This is a genomic window from Pseudomonas sp. MWU12-3088 (assembly GCF_023242405.1).
Lineage (GTDB): Bacteria > Pseudomonadota > Gammaproteobacteria > Pseudomonadales > Pseudomonadaceae > Aquipseudomonas > Aquipseudomonas kribbensis.
The window spans coordinates 324,926-349,993 of the sequence record NZ_JALJEA010000001.1 but is presented as its reverse complement, the minus strand read 5'-3'; the positions used below and the strand labels follow the sequence as shown (position 1 = coordinate 349,993).

Annotated in this window: 20 protein-coding genes; 7 read left to right on the top strand and 13 right to left on the bottom strand. The window is 59.0% G+C overall.

What is annotated here, in order from left to right:
• Position 1 precedes the first annotated feature (1 nt).
• The 8 genes from M5B98_RS01660 to M5B98_RS01625 form a co-directional block, all read right to left on the bottom strand.
• Positions 2 to 1,351, bottom strand: coding sequence for an HlyD family type I secretion periplasmic adaptor subunit (locus M5B98_RS01660; RefSeq protein WP_248741557.1), 1,350 nt, complete (start codon positions 1,349 to 1,351; stop codon positions 2 to 4).
• On the bottom strand, positions 1,348 to 3,135 hold the full coding sequence (locus tag M5B98_RS01655; protein ID WP_248741556.1) for a type I secretion system permease/ATPase: 1,788 nt from the start codon (positions 3,133 to 3,135) through the stop codon (positions 1,348 to 1,350). Before M5B98_RS01655 ends, M5B98_RS01660 begins: the two co-directional genes overlap by 4 nt.
• Positions 3,136 to 3,338: 203 nt before the next feature.
• Entirely contained in the window at positions 3,339 to 3,767 is a 429-nt protein-coding gene (locus M5B98_RS01650; RefSeq protein WP_248741555.1) for an AprI/Inh family metalloprotease inhibitor, read from the bottom strand.
• 93 nt (positions 3,768 to 3,860) lie between these two features.
• Positions 3,861 to 5,318 (bottom strand): serralysin family metalloprotease, encoded by a 1,458-nt coding sequence (locus tag M5B98_RS01645; protein ID WP_248741554.1) that lies wholly within the window; start codon positions 5,316 to 5,318, stop codon positions 3,861 to 3,863.
• A gap of 402 nt (positions 5,319 to 5,720) precedes the next feature.
• Positions 5,721 to 6,806, bottom strand: a complete 1,086-nt coding sequence (locus M5B98_RS01640; RefSeq protein WP_248741553.1) for a polyamine ABC transporter substrate-binding protein — start codon at positions 6,804 to 6,806, stop codon at positions 5,721 to 5,723.
• A gap of 56 nt (positions 6,807 to 6,862) precedes the next feature.
• Positions 6,863 to 7,207, bottom strand: coding sequence for a cupin domain-containing protein (locus M5B98_RS01635; RefSeq protein ID WP_248741552.1), 345 nt, complete (start codon positions 7,205 to 7,207; stop codon positions 6,863 to 6,865).
• A 39-nt stretch (positions 7,208 to 7,246) separates the two neighbouring features.
• Positions 7,247 to 8,653, bottom strand: coding sequence for an NAD(P)/FAD-dependent oxidoreductase (locus M5B98_RS01630; RefSeq protein ID WP_248741551.1), 1,407 nt, complete (start codon positions 8,651 to 8,653; stop codon positions 7,247 to 7,249).
• A 51-nt stretch (positions 8,654 to 8,704) separates the two neighbouring features.
• Positions 8,705 to 9,520 carry a helix-turn-helix domain-containing protein gene (locus tag M5B98_RS01625; protein WP_248741550.1) on the bottom strand — a complete coding sequence of 272 codons (816 nt, stop codon included), beginning with the start codon at positions 9,518 to 9,520 and terminating at the stop codon, positions 8,705 to 8,707.
• Between the two features lie 263 nt (positions 9,521 to 9,783).
• Here M5B98_RS01625 and M5B98_RS01620 point away from each other — a divergent pair, with 263 nt between their 5' ends.
• Positions 9,784 to 10,056 carry a DUF1652 domain-containing protein gene (locus M5B98_RS01620; protein WP_248742153.1) on the top strand — a complete coding sequence of 91 codons (273 nt, stop codon included), beginning with the start codon at positions 9,784 to 9,786 and terminating at the stop codon, positions 10,054 to 10,056.
• 58 nt (positions 10,057 to 10,114) lie between these two features.
• Here M5B98_RS01620 and M5B98_RS01615 read toward each other — a convergent pair whose 3' ends face one another.
• Positions 10,115 to 12,589, bottom strand: a complete 2,475-nt coding sequence (locus M5B98_RS01615) for a UvrD-helicase domain-containing protein (RefSeq protein WP_248741549.1) — start codon at positions 12,587 to 12,589, stop codon at positions 10,115 to 10,117.
• A 279-nt stretch (positions 12,590 to 12,868) separates the two neighbouring features.
• Here M5B98_RS01615 and M5B98_RS01610 point away from each other — a divergent pair, with 279 nt between their 5' ends.
• Positions 12,869 to 13,564, top strand: a complete 696-nt coding sequence (locus M5B98_RS01610) for a pirin family protein (RefSeq protein WP_248741548.1) — start codon at positions 12,869 to 12,871, stop codon at positions 13,562 to 13,564.
• Positions 13,565 to 13,626: 62 nt separating this feature from the next.
• Here M5B98_RS01610 and pgm read toward each other — a convergent pair whose 3' ends face one another.
• The 4 genes from pgm to M5B98_RS01590 form a co-directional block, all read right to left on the bottom strand.
• Positions 13,627 to 15,273, bottom strand: coding sequence for a phosphoglucomutase (alpha-D-glucose-1,6-bisphosphate-dependent) (gene pgm / locus M5B98_RS01605; RefSeq protein ID WP_248741547.1), 1,647 nt, complete (start codon positions 15,271 to 15,273; stop codon positions 13,627 to 13,629).
• 109 nt (positions 15,274 to 15,382) lie between these two features.
• Positions 15,383 to 16,783 carry a PLP-dependent aminotransferase family protein gene (locus M5B98_RS01600; RefSeq protein ID WP_248741546.1) on the bottom strand — a complete coding sequence of 467 codons (1,401 nt, stop codon included), beginning with the start codon at positions 16,781 to 16,783 and terminating at the stop codon, positions 15,383 to 15,385.
• Positions 16,784 to 16,829: 46 nt separating this feature from the next.
• Positions 16,830 to 18,284: a hypothetical protein gene (locus tag M5B98_RS01595; protein WP_248741545.1), complete on the bottom strand. Its 1,455-nt coding sequence runs from the start codon at positions 18,282 to 18,284 to the stop codon at positions 16,830 to 16,832.
• A gap of 546 nt (positions 18,285 to 18,830) precedes the next feature.
• On the bottom strand, positions 18,831 to 19,853 hold the full coding sequence (locus tag M5B98_RS01590) for a zinc-dependent alcohol dehydrogenase family protein (RefSeq protein WP_085709804.1): 1,023 nt from the start codon (positions 19,851 to 19,853) through the stop codon (positions 18,831 to 18,833).
• A 270-nt stretch (positions 19,854 to 20,123) separates the two neighbouring features.
• Between M5B98_RS01590 and M5B98_RS01585 the strand changes: the two genes are divergently transcribed.
• The 5 genes from M5B98_RS01585 to hxsA all read left to right on the top strand — a co-directional run bounded on the left by M5B98_RS01585 (position 20,124) and on the right by hxsA (position 25,019).
• Entirely contained in the window at positions 20,124 to 21,038 is a 915-nt protein-coding gene (locus M5B98_RS01585; RefSeq protein WP_085709803.1) for a LysR family transcriptional regulator, read from the top strand.
• A gap of 357 nt (positions 21,039 to 21,395) precedes the next feature.
• Complete coding sequence (gene hxsD, locus M5B98_RS01580) at positions 21,396 to 21,695, top strand: His-Xaa-Ser system protein HxsD (protein ID WP_248741544.1); 300 nt, start codon at positions 21,396 to 21,398, stop codon at positions 21,693 to 21,695.
• Positions 21,692 to 23,179 (top strand): His-Xaa-Ser system radical SAM maturase HxsB, encoded by a 1,488-nt coding sequence (hxsB, locus tag M5B98_RS01575; protein ID WP_248741543.1) that lies wholly within the window; start codon positions 21,692 to 21,694, stop codon positions 23,177 to 23,179. The genes hxsD and hxsB overlap by 4 nt, the downstream gene beginning before the upstream one ends.
• Positions 23,179 to 24,414, top strand: coding sequence for a His-Xaa-Ser system radical SAM maturase HxsC (gene hxsC / locus M5B98_RS01570; protein WP_248742152.1), 1,236 nt, complete (start codon positions 23,179 to 23,181; stop codon positions 24,412 to 24,414). The genes hxsB and hxsC overlap by 1 nt, the downstream gene beginning before the upstream one ends.
• Positions 24,411 to 25,019, top strand: coding sequence for a His-Xaa-Ser repeat protein HxsA (hxsA, locus tag M5B98_RS01565; protein WP_248741542.1), 609 nt, complete (start codon positions 24,411 to 24,413; stop codon positions 25,017 to 25,019). Before hxsC ends, hxsA begins: the two co-directional genes overlap by 4 nt.
• Positions 25,020 to 25,068 lie beyond the last annotated feature (49 nt).

Here is a 25,068-nt window from a genome sequence, read left to right as displayed (position 1 = left end):
CTTATTCTTCAGTCAATGCGGAGCCGGCCCGGTCGAGCAGCGGTTTGAACAGGTAGTTGAGGAGTGAACGTTCGCCCGTGCGCACGAACATTTCCGCCGGCATGCCGGGCTTGATCACCAGGCCGTTGAGTTTCTCCATGGCCTGATCGCTGACGCTGCTGCGCAACACGTAATACGGCGCGCCGGTTTTCTCATCGACCATCTGGTCGGCGGAAATCAGGCTGACTTCGCCGGGAACGCGCGGGGTCTTGCTCTGATTGAACGCGGTGAAGAGGATGTCCACCGGCAGGTGCGTGCCGACCTTGTCGATCAGGTTGATCGGCAGGTGCCCTTCCACTTCCAGGCGCGTGCCTTGCGGAACGATCTCCAGCAGGGTTTCGCCCTGACGCACCACGGCGCCTTCGGTGTGCACGCCGAGATTGACCGCGACGCCGTCCGAGGTCGCAAGAATCTCGCTGTGTTGCAGGTCGAAACCGGCAGAGGTCAGTTGCTCGGACAGGGTGACGCTTTTCAGTTGCGCGTCGGCCAGCTGGCTGCGGACTTCTTTCTGGTATTCCTCGCCATGCTGTTGCAGTTTCAGGCGCGATTCGAGAATGCCCTGCTCCACCCGGCCGCTTTCGCCGGTGTTCTCGGCCAGTTGCTGCTGCACTTGCGACAGCTGACGCTGGTACTCCATCAACCGGTTGCGCGGGATGTAGCCGTTGTCCGCCAGCGGTTGCAGATTGCTCAACTGCTGTTGCAGGGAATCGGCCTGAGCGTTGAGATCGGTGCGGGCGCGGCGCATGCCGGCCAGTTGCGAAGTGGCGCCTTCGATGCTGGCGCGCAGTGCAGCCTGCTCGCGGGAGAACGCTTCACGACGGCTGCTGAACAGTTGCCGCTGGCCTTCCAGTACCAGCGCCAGACGCGGGTCCGCGTTGTCGCTCAACTCTGGCGGAAAGGTCACCTGCTTGAGGTTGTCGCGCTCGGCCTGCCACCGCGCCAGGCTGGCCCAGGCCATGCGGTACTGGGCCTGCAGCGATTGCACGTCGGCGGCGACCTGAGTCTGGTCGAGGCGGAACAAGGGCTGGCCCTGCTTCACGATCTCGCCTTCGCGCACCAGGATCCGGCTGACCACACCGCTGCTCATCGACTGCACAGCCTTGCGCTTGCCGGAAACCACCACCGTGCCTTGCACCGGGATCCCTTGATCCAGTGGTGCCAGTGCGGCCCAGGCAAAGAAACTGCCGGCGCCGGCCAGTGCCAGAATCCAGCCCATGCGAGCGAAGAACTTTGCGTCGCGCTCCGGGCGTTCGGTGATATACGCGTGTTCCATCGTGGCTTCGTTTTGCGTGTTCATGCTCGCGCTGCTCATACACCCGAATTCCTTGTCGTCGGCTGATACTGTCGGCTCATGCTGAGCCCGGCCGGTGCCTGCGCGGTCTTTTCAGTTTGTTGTTGCGGTTGTTGCTGCGGGTTGCCGGACAGTGCCTTGAGCACGTCATGGCTCGGGCCAAAGGCTTGCAGGCGACCATCGTTGAGCACCAGCAGCTTGTCAGCCTGGGCCAGCACCGAAGAACGATGTGTCACCAGCACCACCGTGGTGCCCTGGGCCTTGAGTTGCACGATGGCGCTGGACAATGCAGCTTCGCCGACGGTGTCGAGGTTGGAGTTCGGCTCATCCAGCACCACCAGGCTTGGTGTGCCGTAAATCGCCCGCGCCAGGGCCACACGCTGTTTCTGGCCGCCGGACAGACCGCTGCCATCCTCGCCCAGTTGCGTGTCGTAGCCTTGCGGCATACGCAGGATCATTTCGTGTACGCCGGCCTGTTGCGCGGCGGCCACAACCTTTTGCGGGTCGGCTTCGCTGAAACGGGCGATGTTCTCGGCAATGCTGCCGCTGAACAATTCGATATCCTGCGGCAGATAGCCAATGTACGGGCCGAGTTCATCGCGATTCCAGCGATGGATGTCGGCGCCATCCAAGCGTACCGTGCCACCGAGGGTTGGCCACACGCCGACCAGCACCCGCGCCAGGGTCGACTTGCCGGAGCCGGAGGCACCCAGCACGCCCAGCACTTCACCGGCCGCCAGATTGAAATTGATCATGTGCAAGGTCGCGGCACGTTGCCCGGGTGGGCCGGCGCTGACCTGTTCGAAAGTGATCTGGCCTTTCGGCGCCGGCAGCGCCATGGCGTCGTCGCTCGGCGGGAACGACTGCAGCAGGGAGTCGAGACGGCGGTAAGCCAGCTTCGCCCCGCTCCACTGCTTCCACACGGCAATCAACTGATCGATCGGGCTGAGCACGCGGCCCATCAGGATCGAACCGGCGATCATCATCCCGGCGGTCATGTCGCCCTTGATCACCAGCAAGGCACCCAGGCCCAGCACCAGCGATTGCAGGCACAGGCGCAAGGTCTTGCTCAGCGAGCTGATGACCGCGCCGGTGTCGCTGGCCTGGTTCTGCAGGCCGAGGAAGCGCGAATGCACCTGGAACCAGCGCTTGCGCAGCGAGCCGAGCATGCCCATCGCCTGAATGGTTTCGGCGTTGTGCAGGTGGCTGGTGGCCAACTGGCTGGACTTCTGCGAGAAACCGGCAGCTTCGCCCAGTGGTTTCTTGGTCATGTATTCGTTGAGGCACGCCAGGGCAATCAACAGCAGCGCGCCAGCGGTGGCCAGCACGCCGAGCCAGACGTTGAACAGGTAAATCACAAACAGATAGACCGGGAACCACGGCGCATCGAAGAACGCGAACAGCGCAGGCCCGGTGACGAACTGGCGGATGTGGGTCAGGTCGCCCAGAGACTGGCCGGCGTTGCCCTCGCCCCTGAACAGGTTGCGCTCGAACGCGGCTTGATAGACCCGCAGATTGAAACGGCGCTCCAGCTGGCTGCCGATGCGGATCACGATGAAGCTGCGCACCACCTCCAGCAGGCCGATGAAGGCGAAGAACCCCACGACCATCAACGACAGCATCGCCAGCGTGGTTTCGTTTTGCGAAGACAGCACCCGGTCATAGACCTGGAGCATATAAATGGAGGGCACCAGCATCAGCACGTTAATCAGTGCGGTAAAGCATCCGACGCTGATCAGAATGCTCTTGTAGTCGCCCAACGCCTTGAACAAGGGAGCGGTGGCCGGGGCATTCGCCATCTTCATTGATTCTTCCTGAATTGATATTCCCGGCCGTACTTGGCGAGAGTTCTATTAATAGACCGCAAACAGGGCGGGACATACACCGGCAGTACTCGCTTACACTTCAATAACAACTTCGCCATAAAATCCGGCGTCGATGTTATTGAACAGAGGCTTATAACTGTAACGGGGTGGCTTATATTTAAACTTAAGGCCAGTTCCGATAATCAAGGCTGTTGTGCTGCTCGCTTGAGCGTAATCACCAGGCCCGACTTCAAATTACTTAGATAAAGCCCATCACGTTCTCGGCTGAAAAACTGGATTCTTGAGCCCTCCTTGCCTGTGATGGACAGGCCATCCGGGTCGGGAAACCAGCCGATGGCGCTCTCTTGCAACCACTCGCTCAGGCAGTCGGCGCCCTTGCCCAGGGTCTGATTGGCTTCGAGGTCGATGTGGCAGGTGTTCGACGGTTTGTCCTGTATGGCCTGCGCTTCAGGGGCGTCATCGCGGGCGCTGAGTGTCGCCTGCCACTGTCCGGCAAATACCGATGGATCTTCGAGTCTGAGGCTGCTTGCCATGGTTGTTTCTCCAGAAATCATCATCAGCACCGGCAGCAGGCACGCTGCCGTTTTGCGGGTAAAAGCGAATTGGATCATAGGAAATTTCACTCCGGCGTGTAGCCTTGCTTACCGGCCAAAGCGATGCAAGTAAAGAAAGCGGCGCATTACGCGCCGCTTTCCTTTTTTACATCACGCTACGATGTCGCTGATCGCCGCCTGGCCAACGGTGCTGACCTGGAAGTCCGCCACGCCGTGCCCGGAGAAGTCCACCGACAGCAGGCTGTTGCCGCCCGAGGAGGTCAGGATGGCGTCGCCCGCCGCACCGGTGAAGGCGCTGACGAAGTGCAGGCCTGCACCATTGGTGATCGCGCTCAGGTCGATTTTGTCCAGACCGCTGACAAAGTCGAGGATCTGATCGATCGCACCCGGCTTGGAATCGGAACTGGCTGCGAACACGAAGGTGTCCGAACCTGAACCGCCCCACAGCTTGTCGGCACCGCCGCCGCCCCAGATGATGTCGTTGCCGGCACCGCCCTTGAGCTCGTTGGCTGCGCTGTTGCCGATGATCAGGTCGTTGCCCGAGCCGCCGATGGCGTTCTCGATGGTGACGCCCTTGGCGATGGACACGTTGCCCACCAGGCCGCCAACGTCGGAGAACGAGGCTTCATTGAGGTTGATCTTCTGGTTCTGGGTGAAACCCGAGAAGTCGAAGGTGTCCTTGCCGCCCGCATCCCACACCGAGAACACCAGCTTGTCCGACGATGAAGTCGCGCTGAGGAAATCGCGACCGGCGTTGGAGTTGAAGCCGTAGGTGGTGTCACCGGTACGGGTGGACATGTTGGCGCCGTAGAGCTTCTGGATCGCTGCGATGTCATCCAGCAGCGGGCCCGAAGCATAGGCTTCGACACCGCCTTTGCTGAAGTTCTGGCTGGTGTTGCTTTCACTCCAGTAACTCATGAGGCTGTAACCGCGGGTGTCTTGCCCGTAGGAAGCATCCTTGTACGTCGGATTGCCCTCGCCGGCGTTGTAGTCGCCAGGGTGAGACAGGCCCAGGGTGTGGCCGATTTCGTGGGTCAGGGTCTGACGCCCGTAATTGTTCACGCCCGGGTTCTTGTTGACGTCATATCCACTGCCGGTCAGGTACCAGGACTGACCGTCATAGCCTGGCTCGGTGCCTGGCAGGAACGCGAATGCCGCCGCGCCTTCCTGACCGCCGCTGTAGTTACCGAAGGTCATGTGGCCGTCGCCACCCTTGGCTGCTTCGGTAAAGGTCACGTTGGCGACATCGGCCCAGGATTGCATGGCGAGCACCGCCTGGGCTTTTTGCAGGGCACTGAACTGACTGAAACCGGTGACGCCCAGGCCGCCGAAGTTGGCAGTCTTGGAGGTCAGAAAGGTGTAGGTCAGTTCGATCTTGCCGCTACCGTCGAGATCGTGCCAGGAGGCACCGTCACGCAGCAGTTGAGTGGCGGCTTGATCCACCGAGAAGGAGGGTTTGCCATTGACCGTGAGGTTGCCGCCACGATCGTACTGATGGCTGAAGCTATTGATCTGGTTGAACGCCGAACTTGGCGCCGCCAAAGGTGCCGCGTTCAGCTGGAAAGCCTGTTCGGCGGTATCAATAGCATTAGCTTTTACTTTCGACATAAACACACTTCCTTGTTTAGCAATGGAACAGTTTTTGTCCGATAGCGACAACCTCTGGCGAGATTGTCCTATCACTCGCCCAATGAAGGCGTAAGAAACCTGACACAATTTGAAATCTGTCGTCTAGCGATTTTTCGAGATCAAATTGAACTATTCCGGGAAAGTCCCGTAAACAAAGCGCGTGCCGCTGAAAGAATGTTGTAAGTGTGGTGTGTTTGCCTAATTGTCTGACGATTTCTTATTTAAATATTAAATATCGGTAAGTTGCTTTTTGTTAGCCGCGTCTCACTTTCCTGCACTTTATTAGTGCAGTGCCAGCGAAGTGACATCAAACAAATAAACATATGCAGCGGGCGTCATATGCCTCTGACGGAGCGGGAAAAAACCCGCTCCGTCAATTTTTCAGCTACCGGTACGAATCTTGTTCCAGACGCGCGTGCGGATCCGGTCGATGTTCAGCGGCATGGCCTCGAGGGCAAACAATTTGCCCATCATTTCCGGGCTCGGATACACCTTGGTGTCGTTCTTGATGGCCGGGTCGATCAGGCTGTCGGCCTGTTCATTGCCATTGGCGTAATGCACGTAGTTGCTGATGCCGGCCATGACGTCGGGCTGCAGCAAGTAGTTCATGAAGGCGTAACCGGCCTTGGCATCCGGGGCGTCAGCGGGCATGGCGACCATGTCGAACCAGATCGCGGCGCCCTCCTTGGGAATCGCATAGCCGATATCGACGCCGTTCTTCGCCTCTTTGGCGCGGTTTTCCGCCTGCAGGATGTCGCCGGAGAAACCGACCGCTACGCAGATATCGCCGTTGGCCAGGTCGCTGGTGTACTTCGAGGAATGGAAGTAGCTGACATACGGCCGCACTTTCATCAGCAGCGCTTCGGCCTTCTTGTAGTCATCGGGGTTCTTGCTGTGATGCGGCAGCCCCAGGTAGTTCAGCGCTGCCGGCAGCAGTTCCGGGCCGTTGTCGAGGATCGCCACGCCGCACTTCTGCAGCTTTTCCATATATTCGGGCTTGAAGATCAGATCCCAGGAGTCCACAGGCGCGTTATCGCCCAGCACCGCCTTGACCTTGGCGATGTTGTAGCCGATGCCGGTGCTGCCCCACAGGTAAGGAAAACCGTGCTCGTTGCCTGGGTCGTTGGTCTGCAAGGCCTTGAGCAATACCGGATTGAGGTTCTTCCAGTTCGGCAACTGGCTCTTGTCGAGCTTCATCAGCGCCCCGCCCTGAATCTGCCGCGCCATGAAGTGGTTGGACGGAAACACCACGTCGTAACCGGATTTGCCGGTCATCAATTTGCCGTCGAGGGTTTCGTTGCTGTCGTAGACGTCATAGGTCACACCGAGACCGGTGGCCTTTTCGAAGCTTTTCGCGGTGTCCGGCGCGATGTAGTCGGACCAGTTGTAGACCTTGACCGTTTCCGCTGACTGAGCAAGGGAAGCGGCGAGCATCAAGGGGGCGAGAGCGAGGGTCTTTCGGATCATGGATCGATTCCTGTATTGGCTATTGTTGTTGGCAGGCAATCAAAAGGATCAAAGCATCAGAAAATCAGGACGTAGGTCTTGCGCACGGTCTCCTGGATGTCCCAGATGCCGAGCGTGTTGGCCGGCAACATCAGTGCGTCGCCACCTTGTATGTGCAGGGTTTCGCCGCCATCGTCCGGGGTGAACGTGCAGCGACCGGAAATGAAGTGGCAGAACTCCTGGGCGGTGATCTGCCGCCGCCAGCGCCCCGGGGTGCATTCCCAGACGCCGGTTTCGACGCCGTCGCCGCGCTCGACACTGGTGGTCGATGCCACCGCAACCGGTGTGCCGAGCGGCACGGCCACCGGGTTGGATTCGTCCAGTTGCAGCGTTGCGGTGTGCTTGAATTGGGTGATGCTCATGGCGTTTCCTGTCTTAAAAGCTTTGGAATTGAACGACGTTTAGTGCATGAAACCTTCCATGAACCCCGCCACCCGACTGGCAAGCTTGCGCCGCCAGGGCGCGGTCGCCGGGTCAGCCAGGGTCTGGTCTTCGTGGACGAAGCTTTTGATGATTGCGTTGTAACCGAGCCAGCGGCACGGTTCCGGCTCCCAGGCCCGCAGCGCATGAATTCCGCCATCCGGCAGCACCCACGGCTGATGCACCAGTTCGGTATCGCGCTCAAGAATCAGATCGGCGAGGGTGCGGCCGCCGAGGTTGGAAGCGCCGACGCCCTCCCCGCCATAACCGCCGGACAGCGCGATGCCGTTGGCCCGGTCGCAGAGCATGTGCGGCTTGAAATGCCGGGACATGCCGAGATTGCCGCCCCAGGCGTGGGTGATCGTGGTGTTTTTCAGTTGCGGGAACAGCTCGCCGAACAGATAACGCCGCAGCTCCACTTCATCCCGGGTCAGATCGAAGTTGTGGCGCAACTGGCCGGCGAACTGATAGCCGCCACGGGCGCCGAAGATCAGCCGGTTGTCGGCGCTGCGCTGGCCGTAGGTGACTTGACGGCTGAACTCACTGAACGCCTGGCCACGGTTGAGGCCGATTTCGTCCCAGGTTGCCGCCGACAACGGCTCGGTGGCGACAATCAGGCTCTGCACCGGCAATTGATAACGACCCAGCGGCGGCAGCGTCACCGAATAACCTTCGATGGCCGGGACGATCCAGCGACTGCGCACGCTGGCCTTGTCGGTACGCAGACTGCCCGACTGCCAATGGGTCACGGGACTGTTTTCGTAGATTTTTACGCCCATTCCTTGAACGGTTCGCGCCAGGCCTCGTACCAGTTTTGCTGGCTGGATGGTTGCCACGTGCGGGGCGAAGATTCCACCGTAAGGTTTGGCGACACGGATCTGCTGCGCCAATTGCTGAGGATTGAGCCAGCGATAATCGTCGTCGGTCAGGCCTTGGGCGTGCAGCTTGTTCAGATACTCGCGCAGGCTGGCTTCCTGCTCGGGATAGCGCGCGGCGCAGTACAGCACCCCGCCCTTGCGGTAATCGCAGTCGATGCCCTCGCGTTCGAGGACGACCTCCACTTCATCGGGAATGCTGTGCAGCAGATCGAACGAAGCGCGACGTTGTTCGGGTGACAGGCCCGCCAGCAGGCGATCCTCGCCCAGCAGATTGCCCATCAACCAGCCACCGTTGCGGCCGGATGCGCCAAAACCGGCGGTTTGCGCCTCGACAATCGCGATATCCAGGCCTGGCGCGTGTTTCTTCAGGTAGTACGCGGTCCATAACCCGGTGTAGCCGGCGCCGATGATTGCCACGTCGACGTCAAGGTCTTGCTCCAGCGCCGGGCGCGCGGTGAGCGGCTCGTCGAGTTGGTCCATCCACAAACTGATAGTGCGCCACGCCGGCATGCAAGACTCCGCCAATCCAGATTTCGATGGCGTCGATCCTAGTGGCTGACCTCAGGTACTGTCTTGCGCGCGTGTCCGCAAAGAAATTTGTTTGGCATAAGCCTTGGGCGACTGGCCAGTGTGCTGGCGAAAACAGCTATAAAACGCCGAAATCGAGTTGAACCCGGCGGCGAACGCCAGCTCATCGATGCGCAGCGGCAGCGTGGCGTTGTCCAGCGATTGCAGCAAATGCTGGAGCCGTGCCTGATTGACGTAGCGGTAGAAGCTCTGCCCCAGTACCTGGTTCAGCAGATAGGAAATCTGGTTGCGGCTGTAACCGCACTCCTTCGCCACCCGCTGCAGATCCAGTTCGGGATCGAGGTACGGCTGCTGACGCTGGAAATACTGCTGCAGGTCTTCGGCCATGAAACTCAGCTGGCGTGGCGACAGGCCCAACCGGCTCGCCGCCGGACGCTGACTCGGTGTCGAGCTACTGGAGCCCTGCTCGCGCACCAGCGACGCGTATTCGTTGACCCGCCAGATTTTCGCGTCCTTGACGGTGATCGCTTCGCTGGAACGGAACGACACCAGGCCATTACCGCCACGCAGGGTCACTTCGTATTGAATGAACGCCGTGTTGCCGTCGATGCGGATCCGGTCGCAATGCTCCAGCGCTTCGTCGGATTCACGGGGCATGCTGACGCGCACGTACTCGCGCAGTTCGTCGAGACCGAGCACGCGGTTCTGGAAAAAATCGTTGTACTGAATGTCCGGATGGTACAGCGCCATGACGCCATCCAGGTCCCGGTGTTTCCAGCACAGGTGATAGCGCATGACCGTTTCGGCCGTGGCCGGGGTCTGCTGCGGGCCGTCATCATCGGCGTGCATAAGGGACTCTTGGCAAAAGAACCGAGCTTGCCCAACTTCGGGCCCGGCATCAACAACCCGGACGTGATGGCACTTTGTCGATGATTTCATCAGCCGTGACTTACATCAAAAAAATCCCTGCAATCGCCAAACGGCCTGAAAAATCTCACAGGCTTTTCACATTCAGATGCTACTTTTAAGGACAGTCACCGGTTGAGCCAATGAAGGCTCTTCCCACCTACCATGAGCAAACGGAAGCGCTCGATGAAGAAGGCGGGCAATACATGAACAAAGGGGCAAGCAAGGTCACGTTCCCCAATGCCTGCCAGCTGATGCGCTGGCATTTTCATCCCATGGGATTCGAAGCCACGATGGACGCACCGGGCAGCATGATTGCCCGCCTGTTCGATCGGGCCAGCGGCGAAACCATGATCGCCATTGCCGGCATTCCCTGTGCCACGGTGATGAACGCAGCGGATGTTGAACGAATAATCGAAGCCGTCGAGGACGAACTGGAAGCCTTTGTTCCTCCAGAGTCTCTTAGAAGTTACGCCTAAGCCATTGATTTGAAATAAAAAGCCCGCTTCGCGCGGGCTTTTTTTGTGGGCGATCGGTTCAGGCAGTTTTCTTTTCCGGCCGGTGATCGACGAAGAACGGCTTGCCTTTGGCGACCCGGTCCGACGCACGCGGCATGTTCATGGCCTGGGCATCCTGCGGCTCGACGTACCAATAGCAATGACTCACTGCCCGGGTAATGCCGACATAGGCCAGACGCAGGATTTCATCCTTCTGCGCCGTGTCGTAAGGCTCGTTGTCACCGGCCTTGCCGAGCCCGGCCATGCGGTAAACCTGATTCTTGTAGGGCGAACTGGTGAGGTGCTGGCAGTCGCCCAGCAGAAACACCGCGTCGGCCTGCAAGCCTTTGGCGCTGTGATAGGTCAGTTGCTTCAGGCGCCGGGACTCGTATGGCAAGCTCGAATCAACATTAACTACTGACTGAATATGCTGTTCTATCAATGACTTATCGCTACTTTTTCGATAGAGCATCAAGATCGAATCGCCGTTTCTGTAGTGTTCCGCCAGGCGTTGGCCCAGCGCCTGATCATCGCGCTCCAGCACATTGACCGGTTGCAACGGCTTCTCCGCGCCGCCGGCCTTGGCTTTTTTGCCGGGAATTGCCGGTGCGGCACGGACGATATGCTCGGCTGCGTCGATGATGTGCTGATGGCTGCGGTAGTTGTCGCTGAGCATTACTCGCGTGGTGCTCGGCGAGGAAAATTCCTTGTTGAACTCCATGAAGTAGCTCGGCGAACTGCCGCGCCAGCCGTAAATCGACTGCCAGTCATCGCCCACGCACAGCAAGGAAGAGCGTTGCGCACCGCGTCCGACGTGCATGGCCGGGCCACGACTGCGGATCTCTGCAAGACTGGCGCGAATCCACGAGACGATCTGCGGTGAAACGTCCTGAAATTCGTCGATCATCAGGTGCGACATGGGGCGCAGCAGTTCATCGCTCAGTAGCTTGAGGTTTTCCGGCGAATGCTCGCTGAACAGCGCGAACATGCGGTTGTAGGTCATGACCGGCGGCTTCTGATCGAGCAAGTGATCTTCCAGTGCGCGCCAGAACAGGCTCAGCGCCTCGAAGAAAAACCGGTCCGGATCATCCTTGGCGAAACTCATGCGGCCAACGGCGTCCGGCACATCCAGGCCCAGGTTCTCGATAAACCCGGCGGCAGCGACAAAACAGTCCAGCAACGGCGCGGATGCGAGCTCTCCCTTGACCTTGTAATCGAAGCCGGGCCCCGCACTGGCATCACCGGCCAACGTGGCCAAAACACGTTTTGATGACTCGTAACTATCAAGCCAAATCAAAGGTTTACGACAGAAAGCTTGAAACAGGGTGCGCTTCACGGCCCATTCTGCGCGGACCGTCAGCTTGGCATTGGGACGGCAGACTTGCGGGTTTTCCTTGGGGTCGAAACCCAGAATGACCCAGGCATCGAGACTCGGAATATAGCCATGGCAGTGAAAGGTCGCGCCGTTGATCTCGAAGGTCTGACGGTTCGGCTCGACCCCCTTGATCGGCCAGGCTCCGGCGCGAAACCACAGATCCTCGATCACATCGCACAGTTCTTCGTCACGCTTGGCCGCCAGTTCGGTCACCGCCATGCGCTTTTGCACGTCCGGGTGATCGCGCTCCAGCTCCTTGAGCTGCAGGGCATGCCGGGACAGTGGCTGGATGAATTGCCGGAAACGCTCGTCTTCGGTGTAGAGCCGGTGATAGCAGGCGTTGAGCTGCTGGCGCTGGACGTCGTTGATCCGCAGATCGAACGGATTGCTGTCGACGCCATCGTCCCCGCCCTGTGGCCGCAGACTGAGGTTTTCAAACGCCTGCAAACGCTCGAACCCCGGCAGGCTGCGCACCATCGGCAGAATCCGCGAATGGAAGGTGCGCACCAGATCCCGAGCGGCCTTCTGGCTCAGGGAATGCCCCCAGAGGGCAAACAGCTCGATCAGTTTGCTGATGAAGTCTTTGCGTGATTCACGGGTGAAAGTCACCACGGTCATCGAATCCAGCTCAAAGCCCAGGTAATGCGTCAGCAGCAGAATGCGCAACACCAGCGTGGTCGATTTGCCGGCCCCCGCCCCGGCGACCACCGACGTTGACGGCGTATCACTGAAAATCATTTTCCATTGCGCCACACTCGGCTGGGCGTGGGCCGGCAGCAAGCGGGCAACGTCAGCCTTGATGCGTTTCTTCAGTTCGGCAGTCAGTGGCAGACGCCAGTCATCGAACAAGTGATTGTCGATCCCCGGCGCGCGGTGCTCGGTGCTGCGGCTGTCGCGGATCAACAGGACCTGACGGCCCTCTTCCAGCCCCTCGGCCTTGCCTTCCTTGTAGCCGTAATCGAACCCGGCAGTGTGCCCGCTGCGAAAGCCATCGGCCTGACCGTGCAGCCACGATGCCCGATGCTGGGCGCGCAATTGCGTCAGACCATGCCCGAGGAAACGCGCCGCCAGGCGTTTGAACCACGGCATCTCGGCCAGGGGACGAAGTTCGGGAGGAAGATCGGGGGTGTGTTGCGCCACGCTGACGGACTCCAGAGGCTGAGGCTGTTGAGGGCTATGGTGTCTGCATTTGCCGTTGAGTTCTAGCGAAATGCTTACGGGTCATTGAGTTAGGCGATGAACTGAAGGCTGCATAAGAGCGTTTCGAGCTTTATAACATCAGTCAATTCGATGGGAATGCAGCATTTTTTACGCTTTTTCTCGATTATTGGTTGATAGATGATGCTCGCCATCAATCACCGGTCTCGCATCGTGGCTGCGGCCGAAACGCCCCATGACGAACCTTTTGAGGAGAAGATCATGCTTGAACTCAGACCCTTCAGCTCGCTGGGCGGCGCCCATCACGGCTGGCTGGATGCCCATCACCATTTTTCGTTCGCCGAGTACTACGATCCGCAGCGCATGAGCTGGGGCAACCTGCGGGTGTGGAACGATGACATCATCGCCCCGGGCACCGGCTTCCCCACTCACCCGCACCGGGACATGGAGATCATCACTTACGTGCGTGAAGGTGCGATTACCCACCAGGACAACCTGGGCAACAAGGGTCGCACCGAAGCCGGCGACGTTCAGGTGATGAGCGCCGGCACCGGGATCGCCCACAGTGAATACAACCTGGAAACGACCCCGACCAAGATCTTCCAGATCTGGATTCTGCCGACCGAAACCGGTGCACCACCTTCCTGGGGCGCCAAACCGTTCCCCAAAGGTGAGCGCGAAGGCTTCGTGACGCTCGCCAGCGGCAAGGACGGTGACGATGAAAGCCTGCGGATTCGCGCCAACGCACGTTTGGTGGCGGCCACCATCAAGGCCGGGGAAACCGCCGAGTATCGACTCGATGCCGGACGCCGCGCTTATCTCGTACCGGCCACCGGTGTGATTGAAGTCAACGGCTTGCGTGCACAAGCTCGAGACGGTGTCGCGGTGAGCCAGGAACCGGTGCTGACCGTCACTGCCCTTGAAGACAGTGAAATCGTGTTGGTGGATCTGGCCTGATCGGCTGGATTGCGGGCAAAAAAAGGGCGACCTCTTGGTCGCCCTTTTCTATTCAACAGTGATCACTGGGTGGAAATTGCACCATCGACCAGGGTTTGCGCTTCAGCCACCAGTTGCTTGAGGTGGTCGTCGCCGATGAAGCTTTCAGCGTAGATCTTGTAGATGTCCTCGGTGCCCGAAGGACGCGCGGCGAACCAGCCGTTCTCGGTCATCACTTTCAGACCGCCGATGGCCTGATCGTTGCCCGGAGCCTTGCTGAGGATGCTCTGGATCTTCTCGCCCGCCAGTTCGGTCGAGGTTACCTGCTCCGGCGACAACTTGCTCAGCAGGGCTTTCTGCTCAGGGTTGGCCTTGGCGTCGACACGTACCGAGAACGGCTCGCCCAGCTCTTCGGTCAGTGCACGGTAAGCCTGGCTTGGGTCGCGCCCGGTGCGGGCAGTCATTTCAGCAGCCAGCAGGGCCGGGATCAGACCGTCCTTGTCGGTGCTCCAGACGCCGCCGTCCTTGCGCAGGAACGATGCACCAGCGCTTTCCTCACCGCCGAAGCCAAGCGAGCCGTCGAACAGACCGTCGGCAAACCACTTGAAGCCGACCGGCACTTCGTACAGACGACGGCCCAGACGCTTGGCTACACGATCGATCAGGCCGCTGCTGACCACGGTTTTGCCCACGGCCGCATCGGCACGCCATTGCGGACGGTTCTGGAACAGGTAGTCGATCGACACGGCCAGATAATTGTTCGGCGCCAGCAGGCCGCCGGACGGAGTCACGATGCCGTGACGGTCGTGGTCCGGATCGCAGGCGAACGCGACGTCGAAGCGCTCCTTGAGGCCGATCAGGCCTTGCATGGCGTGGCTGGACGACGGGTCCATGCGGATCTGGCCATCCCAGTCGACAGTCATGAAACGGAACGTCGAATCGACTTCCTTGTTCACTACGTCGAGGTCCAGACGATAGTGCTCGGCGATGGCCGACCAGTAGCGCACCCCTGCTCCGCCCAATGGATCGACACCCAGACGCAGTTTGGCGCCACGGATGGCATCGAAATCGATGACGTTGATCAGGTCGGCAACGTAGGTATTGACGTAATCGTGGCGATGCGTGGTCGGGGCTTTGAGCGCCTGTTCGTAACCGATGCGTTTTACGCCCGCCAGTTTGTTCGCCAGCAGCTCGTTGGCCTTGGCTTCGATCCACTTGGTGATGTGAGTGTCGGCCGGGCCACCGTTGGTTGGATTGTATTTGTAGCCACCGCTTTGTGGCGGGTTGTGCGACGGCGTGATGACGATGCCGTCAGCCAGGCCGGTGGTGCGGCCGCGGTTGTAGCAAAGAATGGCGTGGGACACGGCCGGCGTCGGGGTGTATTCGTCGCCTTCGGCGATCATCACGGTCACGCCGTTGGCTGCCAGCACTTCCAGGGCACTGGCCCCGGCCGGTGTGGACAGCGCGTGCGTATCGATGCCGACAAACAGCGGGCCGGTGATGCCCTGGGCTTCGCGGTACAGGCAGATCGCCTGGCTGATGGCCAGAACGTGCCACTCGTTGAAACTCAAGTCGAAGGAGCTGCCACGATGACCGGAAGTACCGAACGCCACACGCTGGGTGGAAATCGAGGCGTCGGGTTGACCGGTGTAATACGCCGTTACCAGTCGCGGGATGTCGACCAACAGCTCTGCCGGTGCCGGTTTGCCCGCAAAAGGACTGAGTGTCATGCAAAACCTCTGAAATAGAGTGGTTCAGGAAATTACAGCGGAGTTTACTGGCAGTTTGACCGTAGTGCGATGGGATCTATCCAGTGCGTCCCCGATGTTTTTTAACAGCTCAGCCATCGGGCGCCAGTCGCAACGCATCGCCGATCAGACCGACGACGCCTTCCAGTTCAGGTCCGTTGCTTGCTGTCGCACTCAGCCGCATGTGTTGCCCATGCATGCCTTGTGCGCTGAACAGTTCGCCCGGCGCGATCAACACGTGCTGCTTGAGCAAGCGCTGGAACACGGCGCCCATCACCACTCGGCGCGACGAGCGCACCCAGACCGTCGCGCCGCCCTCCGGCTCATCGATGTGCAGCGCGTCGCCCAGGCCTTCGCGCAGCAACTCGATCAACCGGGTACGACGCTCCTTGAGCAAGCGCTTCAACACCGGGAGATGCTGATCGACCCGACCACTGGCATACAGTCGGGCAATGGCCTTTTGGCGAATCGGCGAAAGTCGAAACGAGCGCAGCAGAAAGTGCCGTTGCAAGTCGGTGCGCCACTGGCGAGCCAGTACAAAGCCGTAAGGCGCTTCAACGCCGATCACCTTCTCGAAAGTGGAAAACACCAGGAGACGATCCGGGTCCAGCAAATCCCGCAGAGGTCGACGTTCACAGTCGTCACCCAGCTCGCTGTAACTGTCGTTTTCCAGCACCCAGGTTCCATGATCCCTGAGCAACTGCGCGATGGCTTCACGATTTTCCTCAGGTGTCAGACTGCCACGGGGCATGTTCAACACAGAAGACAGCAGGATCAATCGAACCGCCTCGGTTTCCAGCAGCATTTTCAATTGCCCTGGATCAAGCTCACCACCCGATTGCACCGGTAGCTCGATGACCCTCACATCGGCAGACTGGAGCAACCGTAAAACCATCCAGTCACAAGGCGATTCGACCACCACGGTTGAGTTACGCAGTTCAAGGACCGCGATCAGGATCTCCAGCACCCCCCTCACATCAGCGCCGATATAGACGTCCTCGGCGTGCCAGCAATGAGTTGGCGACGAGGTGTATCGAGCCGCCAGCAGCATGCGCAACTCAAGCTCGCCACAAGGTTGGGCCGGAACCTGTGATTGCCGGGGGTATTGCCTCATCAGCTCCCGTTCGAGCATCAGCAACGGGCTGTCCAGCGGCTGGATCGAGGCCGGATCGTCGGCGCTCAATACGCGCATGCCGAAACACCTGGCGTTGACGTAGACGGTTTCCAGCAAGTCATTGCCTCGACCCGGCGGCATGACCGCCGACGCCGGCTGTGCGAAATAGCCGGACTTGGCCACGGAATAGACCCGGCCTTCTTTCTCGAGCAGCGCGTAGGCGTACTGGATGGTCGAAATCGACACGTTCAACCGTTCGGCCAGTTGCCTCAAGGATGGCAGTCGCATCGCGCCTTCGCCGCCTGGCCCATCGATAAGTTGGGTGAGATAGCGATAGACCGCCTGATAGGCGAAATCGGTTTCACGCGAGGCATTCATGAGCGGGCGTCCGGCATTCTTTGGCGATCGGGCGCGAGACTCACACTCAACCTTCCGCCGAACGGTCGCCTGCGGCAACCTCACTATCAACAGGATCCGGGGCGTGCGTCGTCTGGTCAGTCACTCGGACGGGCGCCATGGCATACAACCGGCTGATCAGTTGCACGGGCAAGCCGCTGACATCGGTCATCCATTGCAAAACCTGTTCAGGAGCGTGCAACCCCTGCATCGCACGATGCAGATCCGGCATGGCCACCAGCATGCCCGGATGGCAGGTTCGCAGAAAACGTTCGAGTCCTGCGCCACCCTCGATGAACGGCGCAAACAGCAGGCAGACCAATTGCGCTTCATTGAGCCCGAAATTCTTTTGCAAGGCGGTGGCGGCCAGTGATCGATGCTCGCCCGGATCTGTCAGGGTGCCGAACGTCGCCATGAAGCGCTCACAGGTTTGCTCCGAAACGTCCTGGCGGCGCATGAATGCGAGGCAACGCTGCAGGTATTCGGATACGCCACTTTCGTAATTGCGACCCTCGATGCAGCAAGCCTGGAGACCGCTCAGGTAGGCAGTGATCAAGGGATCCGTCGACTCACCGGTACCCGGTTCGAGCAACAGCTCGTCAGTCTGAAACCCGAGAAAATCGCTGAGCAAGGGCCACCGCTCCTCCATCTTGCCCACCACGATGTCATCGATACCGATATAACTGGTGCGTCGGCAGGCTTCGAACTGGCCGAGCGGCCGCCACGGCGGCAGATCGTCCGGTGCACGGAGTTCCCGGTAACAGTCACCTCCCATACCGTCCAGCACGTCGAACAACTCATCGAACCCGGCGGCCCGCTTCGGCAGCGCGCCGATGCCGGCCTTTTGCGCTGCACGATCCAGCCCTTGCAGGAAGTGCGCCTGACGGCGTGCGGAGTCGCTGCTGACCAGTGCATCGACACCATTGCTCCACCGAGCGACCTGTCCGTAGAACTCGGCCGTGGCCAGGTACGCATCATCCCAAAGCTCCAGGCTCTCGCTCCAGCAGCGGCGGTGGCCAACCATCAGCAAATTGATGCGGTTCGCCTCGCGCCCATCGTCGGAAAGGGGCTCCTGATGATTGAAAGGCAAGACCTCCCGGTTGTCGATCATCAGCAGTTCGACCCTTGGGTCGTCATACAGAAACAGGGCGCTGAAGCTGCGATGCATGTTGTGCAATGCCGACGCCGGTGTGGCACAACCGCGCAGGGTCGCCACCCGTAACTGAAAAGTGCCCGGAGCCCGTCCGGCGATACTCAGTTGCGCAGCACGCAACAGGGCCAGGCTGTAGCAGCAATCACGAGTGCCCGATTGCGTGACCAGCACCTTGAATTCACCGATACGATCCATGCCCCCGGCGGCTACCGCCAATCGCTGAATCAACAGCTGCAATGCCGTGCGTTCGGCACGGGAAAAGAAACTCAGCAATCGTTGCAATACTTGCTGGTAGACATAGTTCATTGCCTGGTCATGGATCGTGCTCATCAGTACTTCACCCGATATCAAAGGTTTTATATTGCGCAGCCACGAACGTCGGATACGCAATCACTCTTCATTAATTAATAGACGCTGAAATGCTAACACTTAAGGTTTTGTAGTTATTTGAAACAGTTGAGCCGGCAATAATTGAAATTCGCCAACCACACGCCGCAAGCCCTCGTCTTTACAGGCTTTTCTCGACAAAGAAGTTTTCCTAGGAAAATTCTTACAATGACTTGCACATGATGAGCACAAGAAAAAAAGAAGGGATTACCGGGTCGCCCTACAGCAATTAAACAGAATCTGAAATATCGGCCAACCACTATTGCCCGGTATTGCGCAAAGTAAACAGAATGCACAGCCATAGCTCATTCCTTGAGATGAAAGTAGTCATTCAATTATCAGGGTCTGGATGGCGATTAGAAGATACAGATCAAGAGTAAAAACCAGTTCAGTTGCTGAACATCCCCAGGCATCGCGCCCAGGGTTTCTCATGGTCTGTAGGGTGGAACGCACAAGAGTCCGTGGGGCCACGGACTCTGATCACAAAAGTCAGGCAGGTTCGACTTGCAGGGCGACCCGCTCACGGCAAGGGCACTCGTCCATGTAGCGGTGTGCTTCGACAAACTCGTTGAACGGGAAGACCCGGGTCTTGAGCGGAACCAGCACGCGGTCGGCCGTCAGCTGGTTGATGTCACGCAGGGCACGTTGCAGCGCGACGTGATCCTGGACGATGCCCAGTTCCGGCTTGCCGGTGAAGTTGCCGATGCAGTGCACGAAGAACTGGATGTTCTTCTGGAACGCTGCGCACGCCGGAAATGGCGTCTGGTTGCCACCTTGCAGGCCATACAGCACCAGACTGCCGCGAGGTGCCAGTACATCGCCCAGCAGCGACATCTGCGGGCCGCCGAGACCGTCGAACACGACGTTGACGCCGCGGTTGTCGGTAATCTTGTTGATCCGCATCAACAGGTCTTCTTCTTCGGTGACGATGACTTTCTCGGCACCGAGGGACAGCAGGTATTCGCGCTCTTCAGCGGTTTTCGTGGCGGCAATCACGCGCACACCCAGCGCCTTGCCCAGCTGGACAAACGATGGACCGGCGCAATGACTGGCGTCGGTGACCAGGGCAAACTGCCCGGGTTTGACTCGCGCCAGATCGACGTAACCGAAGTAGGCGATCAACAGTGGCGTGTAATGCACGCTGGCCTCAATCGGGGTCAGCACGTCCGGATAACGGGTAAGCGCGGTACGCGGCAGAACGATCAGTTCGCCGTAGACCGGATAGTCATTGGGGCTCTCGGCCGGGAAGCTGGCCACCTTGTCACCGACGATCAGGTCTTCGACACCGTCGCCAATGGCTGTGACCACACCCGCCATTTCATGGCCCAGGCCCGAAGGCAGGCGAGCCTGTGACGATGCCAGGTTCTGACGCCAGAGCGTGTCATACCAGCTGATGCCGATCGCCTCGACACGCACCTGCACTTCGCCAGGACCTGGCTGAGCGGCCGCATGCTCTTCGCATTTGAGCACCTCGGCCGGACCAAACTTGTGAAAACGGATCGTGCGGGACATCGCAAACCTCGTCAAAGTAACCTCTAATGCCCTGAACTCTATCTGGGCTTTCCGGCCAAGACTATCAGTGGCTATTAATAGTCGACATGCCTGTCATTGATTCCGCAGTATGGCCAGCATTGAGCAAATCCATGAAAAAACTGCTGCATCCATCTCAGTAAAGCTGAATTACCCGGTGCAGAGTACCAGCCTTTCCCCGTAAGATTCATGCCGGCCATTGTTCTCATATGGTCGCTCTCGTCAAGCTTGATGACTCTGCCAGGACTCCAGATGAATCGTAATGACCTGCGTCGTGTCGACCTGAACCTGTTGATCGTATTCGAAACCCTGATGCACGAACGCAGCGTAACCCGCGCGGCGGAAAAGCTGTTTCTCGGCCAGCCGGCGATCAGCGCGGCGCTTTCGCGCCTGCGCGGTCTGTTCGACGATCCGCTGTTTGTACGCACCGGGCGCAGCATGGAACCGTCCGCCCGTGCGGTGGAAATCTTCGCCCTGCTCTCGCCGGCCCTGGACTCGATTTCGACAGCGGTCAGCCGCGCCGCCGAATTCGACCCGGCCACTAGCACCTCGGTATTCCGGATCGGCTTGTCGGACGACGTCGAATTCGCGTTGCTGCCCATGCTGCTCAAGCGCCTGCGCGCCGAGGCGCCAGGGATCGTGCTGGTGGTGCGCCGCGTCAACTACATCCTGATGCCCGGCCTGCTCGCCTCCGGCGAAATCTCCATTGGCGTCAGCTACACCACCGACCTGCCCGCCAACGCCAAGCGCAAGGTCTTGCGCCGCAGCCAGCCAAAACTATTGCGCGCTGATACCGTGCCGGGGCCGCTGAGCCTGGACGACTACTGCGCCCGCCCCCATGCGCTGGTGTCGTTCGCCGGCGACCTCAGCGGCTTTATCGATGAAGAACTGGAAAAACTCGGCCGCAAACGCCACGTGGTGCTGGCCGTGCCGCAGTTCAACGGCTTGAGTACCTTGCTGGCAGGGACCGATATCGTCGCAACCGTGCCGGATTACACGGCTGATGCGCTGACGTCTGCGGGTGGGGTTCGAGCGGAAGATCCACCGCTGCCGACGCGCACGTTTGAACTGCACATGGCCTGGCGAGGGTCGCAGGATAACGATCCGGGGGAGCGCTGGTTGAGATCGCGGATTCAGATGTTTTTTGGGGATCCGGATAGTCTGTAAGCCAATTTCAACTCCATCGCCGCCCCTTGTATCCCGCTCATTTACGAGTTGTCTGGTCGAGGCAAAGGGCATCGCCTCTCCGGCGGCGCCTCCTTCGACAAGTTCCTTGCCTTGTTCAAATGACTGCTCCATGCAAGCTCATTGGGCGTGCTTGTTTGCAGCGGCTACTCGCTCATCCGCGCTTCGCAGCGAGGTTTATATGAGCCCTTGGCCTTGTCTCTTATCGATAGCTTAACCGAGTGAGTACAGCACCGCCTCGCCGGACAAATGTGTGCAAATATAAAAAATGTGATGGCACAATGCCTCGGCAACCGGCAAAATCCACACGTTTCCAACGGATTTGAAGGATCGGTTCCGATGACATGGCCAGTCACGCTGAAACTCGACAGCGCAGCCTACCCGCTCAGTGTGGTGCAACGCGCCGCTTATTCCCTGGCCGACACCGTCACGATCCAGGTCGGAAGTGAGACCGATCAGATAACTCTCACGGCTCACCCCGTTGAAACAAGGCTAACGCTTTCCCCGGAGCGGGCTCACTCGCTGATCCTTCAGCAACTGAACGACTTCGCCCTACGCGACCATATCAACCGAGAAACAGTAGGGCTGCGCGAAGTCCTCGCCCGAGCTGCGCTCGCTGGATGTGGGATTTCCCAGTGACCATTATTGCGACAGACGCCAAGCACTACCGCTTGCTGCCTTTTCGATTCATGCGCATGAACACGGGACATGATCGTGACATCCTGCTCACCTCCGATACCGGTGAGTACATGCACGTGAACGACGCGCAATTACGAGCCCTCAGTTACTTCGATGTCCAAGCAAGTACGCCTTTTTATAAGGACCTGCTGGCCCGCCACTTCATCTGCGAACCAGACCGCCACGACCCGCTCCCGGAAATGGCGGCGCAATATCGCAGTCGCAAAGACTTCCTTTTCCAGGGCCCTGCACTGCACTTGTTCGTGGTTACATTGCGCTGCAACCACACCTGCCAGTACTGCCAGGTGTCGCGAGCCCCTCTGGGAGGATCCAGCCACGACCTGTCGGAAGCGGATGCACAGGCAGCGGTCGATCGCCTGTTCGAATCGAACGCTCCCGCCCTGACTGTGGAGTTTCAGGGTGGCGAGCCGCTACTGGCCTTCGAGCGCGTCCGCCAGATTGTCGAATGGGTCGTTGAGCGAAATGTGGTCGAACAACGGGATATCCAGTTCGTCATCACCACCACGCTGCACCATCTGACGGAGGAAATACTCGACTTCGCAGAACAAAATCGCATCCAGTTTTCGACCTCGCTTGATGGGCCGGCAGCCTTGCACAATGCCAACCGCCCCAGCCCTTCACGAGATTCCTACGAGCGCACTGTGAAAGGCATCCAGTGGGTCCGTGAGCGTCTTGGGCATGATGCGGTTTCCGCGCTGACCACACTGACATCAAGAAGCCTCGAACAGCCCGAAGCGATCATCGACGAGTATGTAAGCCAGGGTTTTTCCAGCATCTCGCTTCGGCCACTGAGCCCTTATGGGTTCGCCACCAAGAGTGCCCATCGCCTTGATTACCCGATTGAGCGCTACCTGGCCTTCTACCAGAAAGCACTGGCCTATTTGTTGGAGATCAATCAGCAAGGCGTATACCTCTCGGAGAGTTACACGAGCCTGCTGCTGAAGAATATCCTGACGCCCTTCTCCTCTGGCTACGTGGACTTGCGCTCCCCCACCGGCGCTGGTACCGCAGCGCTGGTTTACAACTATGACGGCTATGTCTATCCCTCGGACGAAGCCCGGATGTTGTTGGAAATGGGCGAAGACGGCTTGAGGCTTAGTACCGTCCGGCAACCCTTACCTGAGCTGCTGGCATCGCCCGTCATGGATGCATTGCTTGCCAGTGGCATTGCTGAAGCACTGCCCGGTTGCTCGGACTGCGCGCTGGTCCCCTACTGCGGCGCAGACCCTGTCGAACACTATGCTCGCCAGGGAGATCCGATCGGACACCGAGTATTCAGCAACTTCTGCAAGAAGAACATGGGGCTGCTGAAGCATTTGTTCGGTTTGCTTCGCGACGGCGACGACAATGTACAAAGAGTGCTGCTGTCCTGGTTGAACAGACGCTCCTACAGCGATGTTCGTTTTCCGGGTTACAGGACCTGATAGCGATGCTACGCAAAGATACCCATTTCGAAATCCTTCACCTGCACGAGCCAAAACTGCTCAAGGTCATCACTCTGAATGAGTTCATCGAGCAAGGCTTGGCTGTTTGTGCTGGTAACGCCGAGTTCGGTGACCTATTGCTTTGGCTGCCAAATGAAGAACTGCAACGGAATCCGCACATGCTTTCGTTGCCATTGGGTGGATTTCTGACCCCAGAGCCATTGATAGGCGAATTCGACAGCGAACGGCTACACCTGCACACCCCCAAAGATGCGGAAGTTGTACAGCCCGGTGATGTTATCGCCATCACACCGGGCAACGCTTTGGTAAGAGTGCTTTATCGACGCGGCTCGGACAGCAACCTGTTGTTCATGACAGATCGTTGCAACAGCCTTTGCCTGATGTGCTCGCAGCCGCCCAAAGATATCGATGACCGTTGGCATATCGAAGAGAATCTACGGCTGATAGACCTGATGGACCCGGGCGAGGAAAACCTGGGAATCAGTGGCGGAGAACCAACGCTTTATCGCGACGGTCTGCTCGAAATCCTGGCCAAGTGCAAAGTCGTCTTACCGCAGAAATCCATTCATGTGCTCAGCAATGGGCGCCTGTTCAACGACCCGAGCTGGGGCGCTGCACTTACTGCCGTTGGTCATCCTCAATTGAGCTGGGGCGTTCCACTGTATGCGGACAATGCCGAAGACCATGATCATGTAGTACAGGCTCCGGGCGCGTTCAGCGAAACCCTGCAGGGCCTTTACAACCTGGCCCGAGCCAACCAGATCATCGAGATACGCGTAGTGCTCAATCGCCTGACCACGCCACGCTTGCCAGAGCTCGCCCACTACGTGTTCAGGAACCTGCCCTTCGTGCGGCATGTTGCGCTGATGGGTATCGAAAGTACGGGTCTTGCCAGAAAACACTACGAAGAACTGTGGATTGACCCGCTGGACTATCAGGAGTCGCTGAGCGAAGCCGTGTATTTCTTGTTCAACCGCGGAGTACCGGTCTCAATCTACAACCTGCCCCTGTGCCTGATCCCAGCCCACCTCTCGCGTTTCGCTCGCCAGAGCATCTCGGACTGGAAGAACCTGTTCATCGATACCTGCCAGCAATGCGCTGCAGTCAAACATTGCTCTGGCTTCTTCAAATCCCACACCGACCGCTGGCAAAGCCGCGGCATACAACGACTATCGCCCGAGGCCTTTAGCGCCTACGCAAGGAGTGCACAGTGAAATTGCTTGATCGCTGGAAAGTCATGATCAGTGGAATCACCCTTCTGCCAATTGCAGGAACGACCCTGGCACAGGCAGGCCATATGCCGCTCGCCGATACGAACTGGCAACCTAGCGACAAGATTCAGCCTCCAGTGTTTACCGATACACTCAATGCGCCAGACGCCGTGAACATCTACGCGGCACATCGCTCGCACAGTTCACACCGGTCCCACAGTTCGCACAGTTCTCACTACAGCGGCTCCGGTGGGTATAGCGCACCTCGCTACTACAGCCCACCCGCTACCAGCACTCGGAGTTACAGTACGCCGAGTACTTCGAGCAGCACCTCAAGCAGCAACAGCCTTTATCAGTCGTCTGGCACTATCAGTGGGACTGGTTCGAGCACTTCAAGGAATCGCGCAACCAATGAGCAGAAAAGCAACCTGGTCACCCGTGTGCAGACCGCGCTGATGGTGCGCCAGTATTACCAAGGCACCATTGATGGGGTTATGGGCAAGGCAACTCGTGGTGCATTGATGGCCTTTCAGTCAGATAGTGGGCTGACCGTACATGGTCGGATGGATACCCCATCGCTGAATGCATTGGGGATCAAGATCCCATAAACCGCTTCAAGTTAAAGCGCCTCGCCAGCAACAATCATTTCGACCCGGC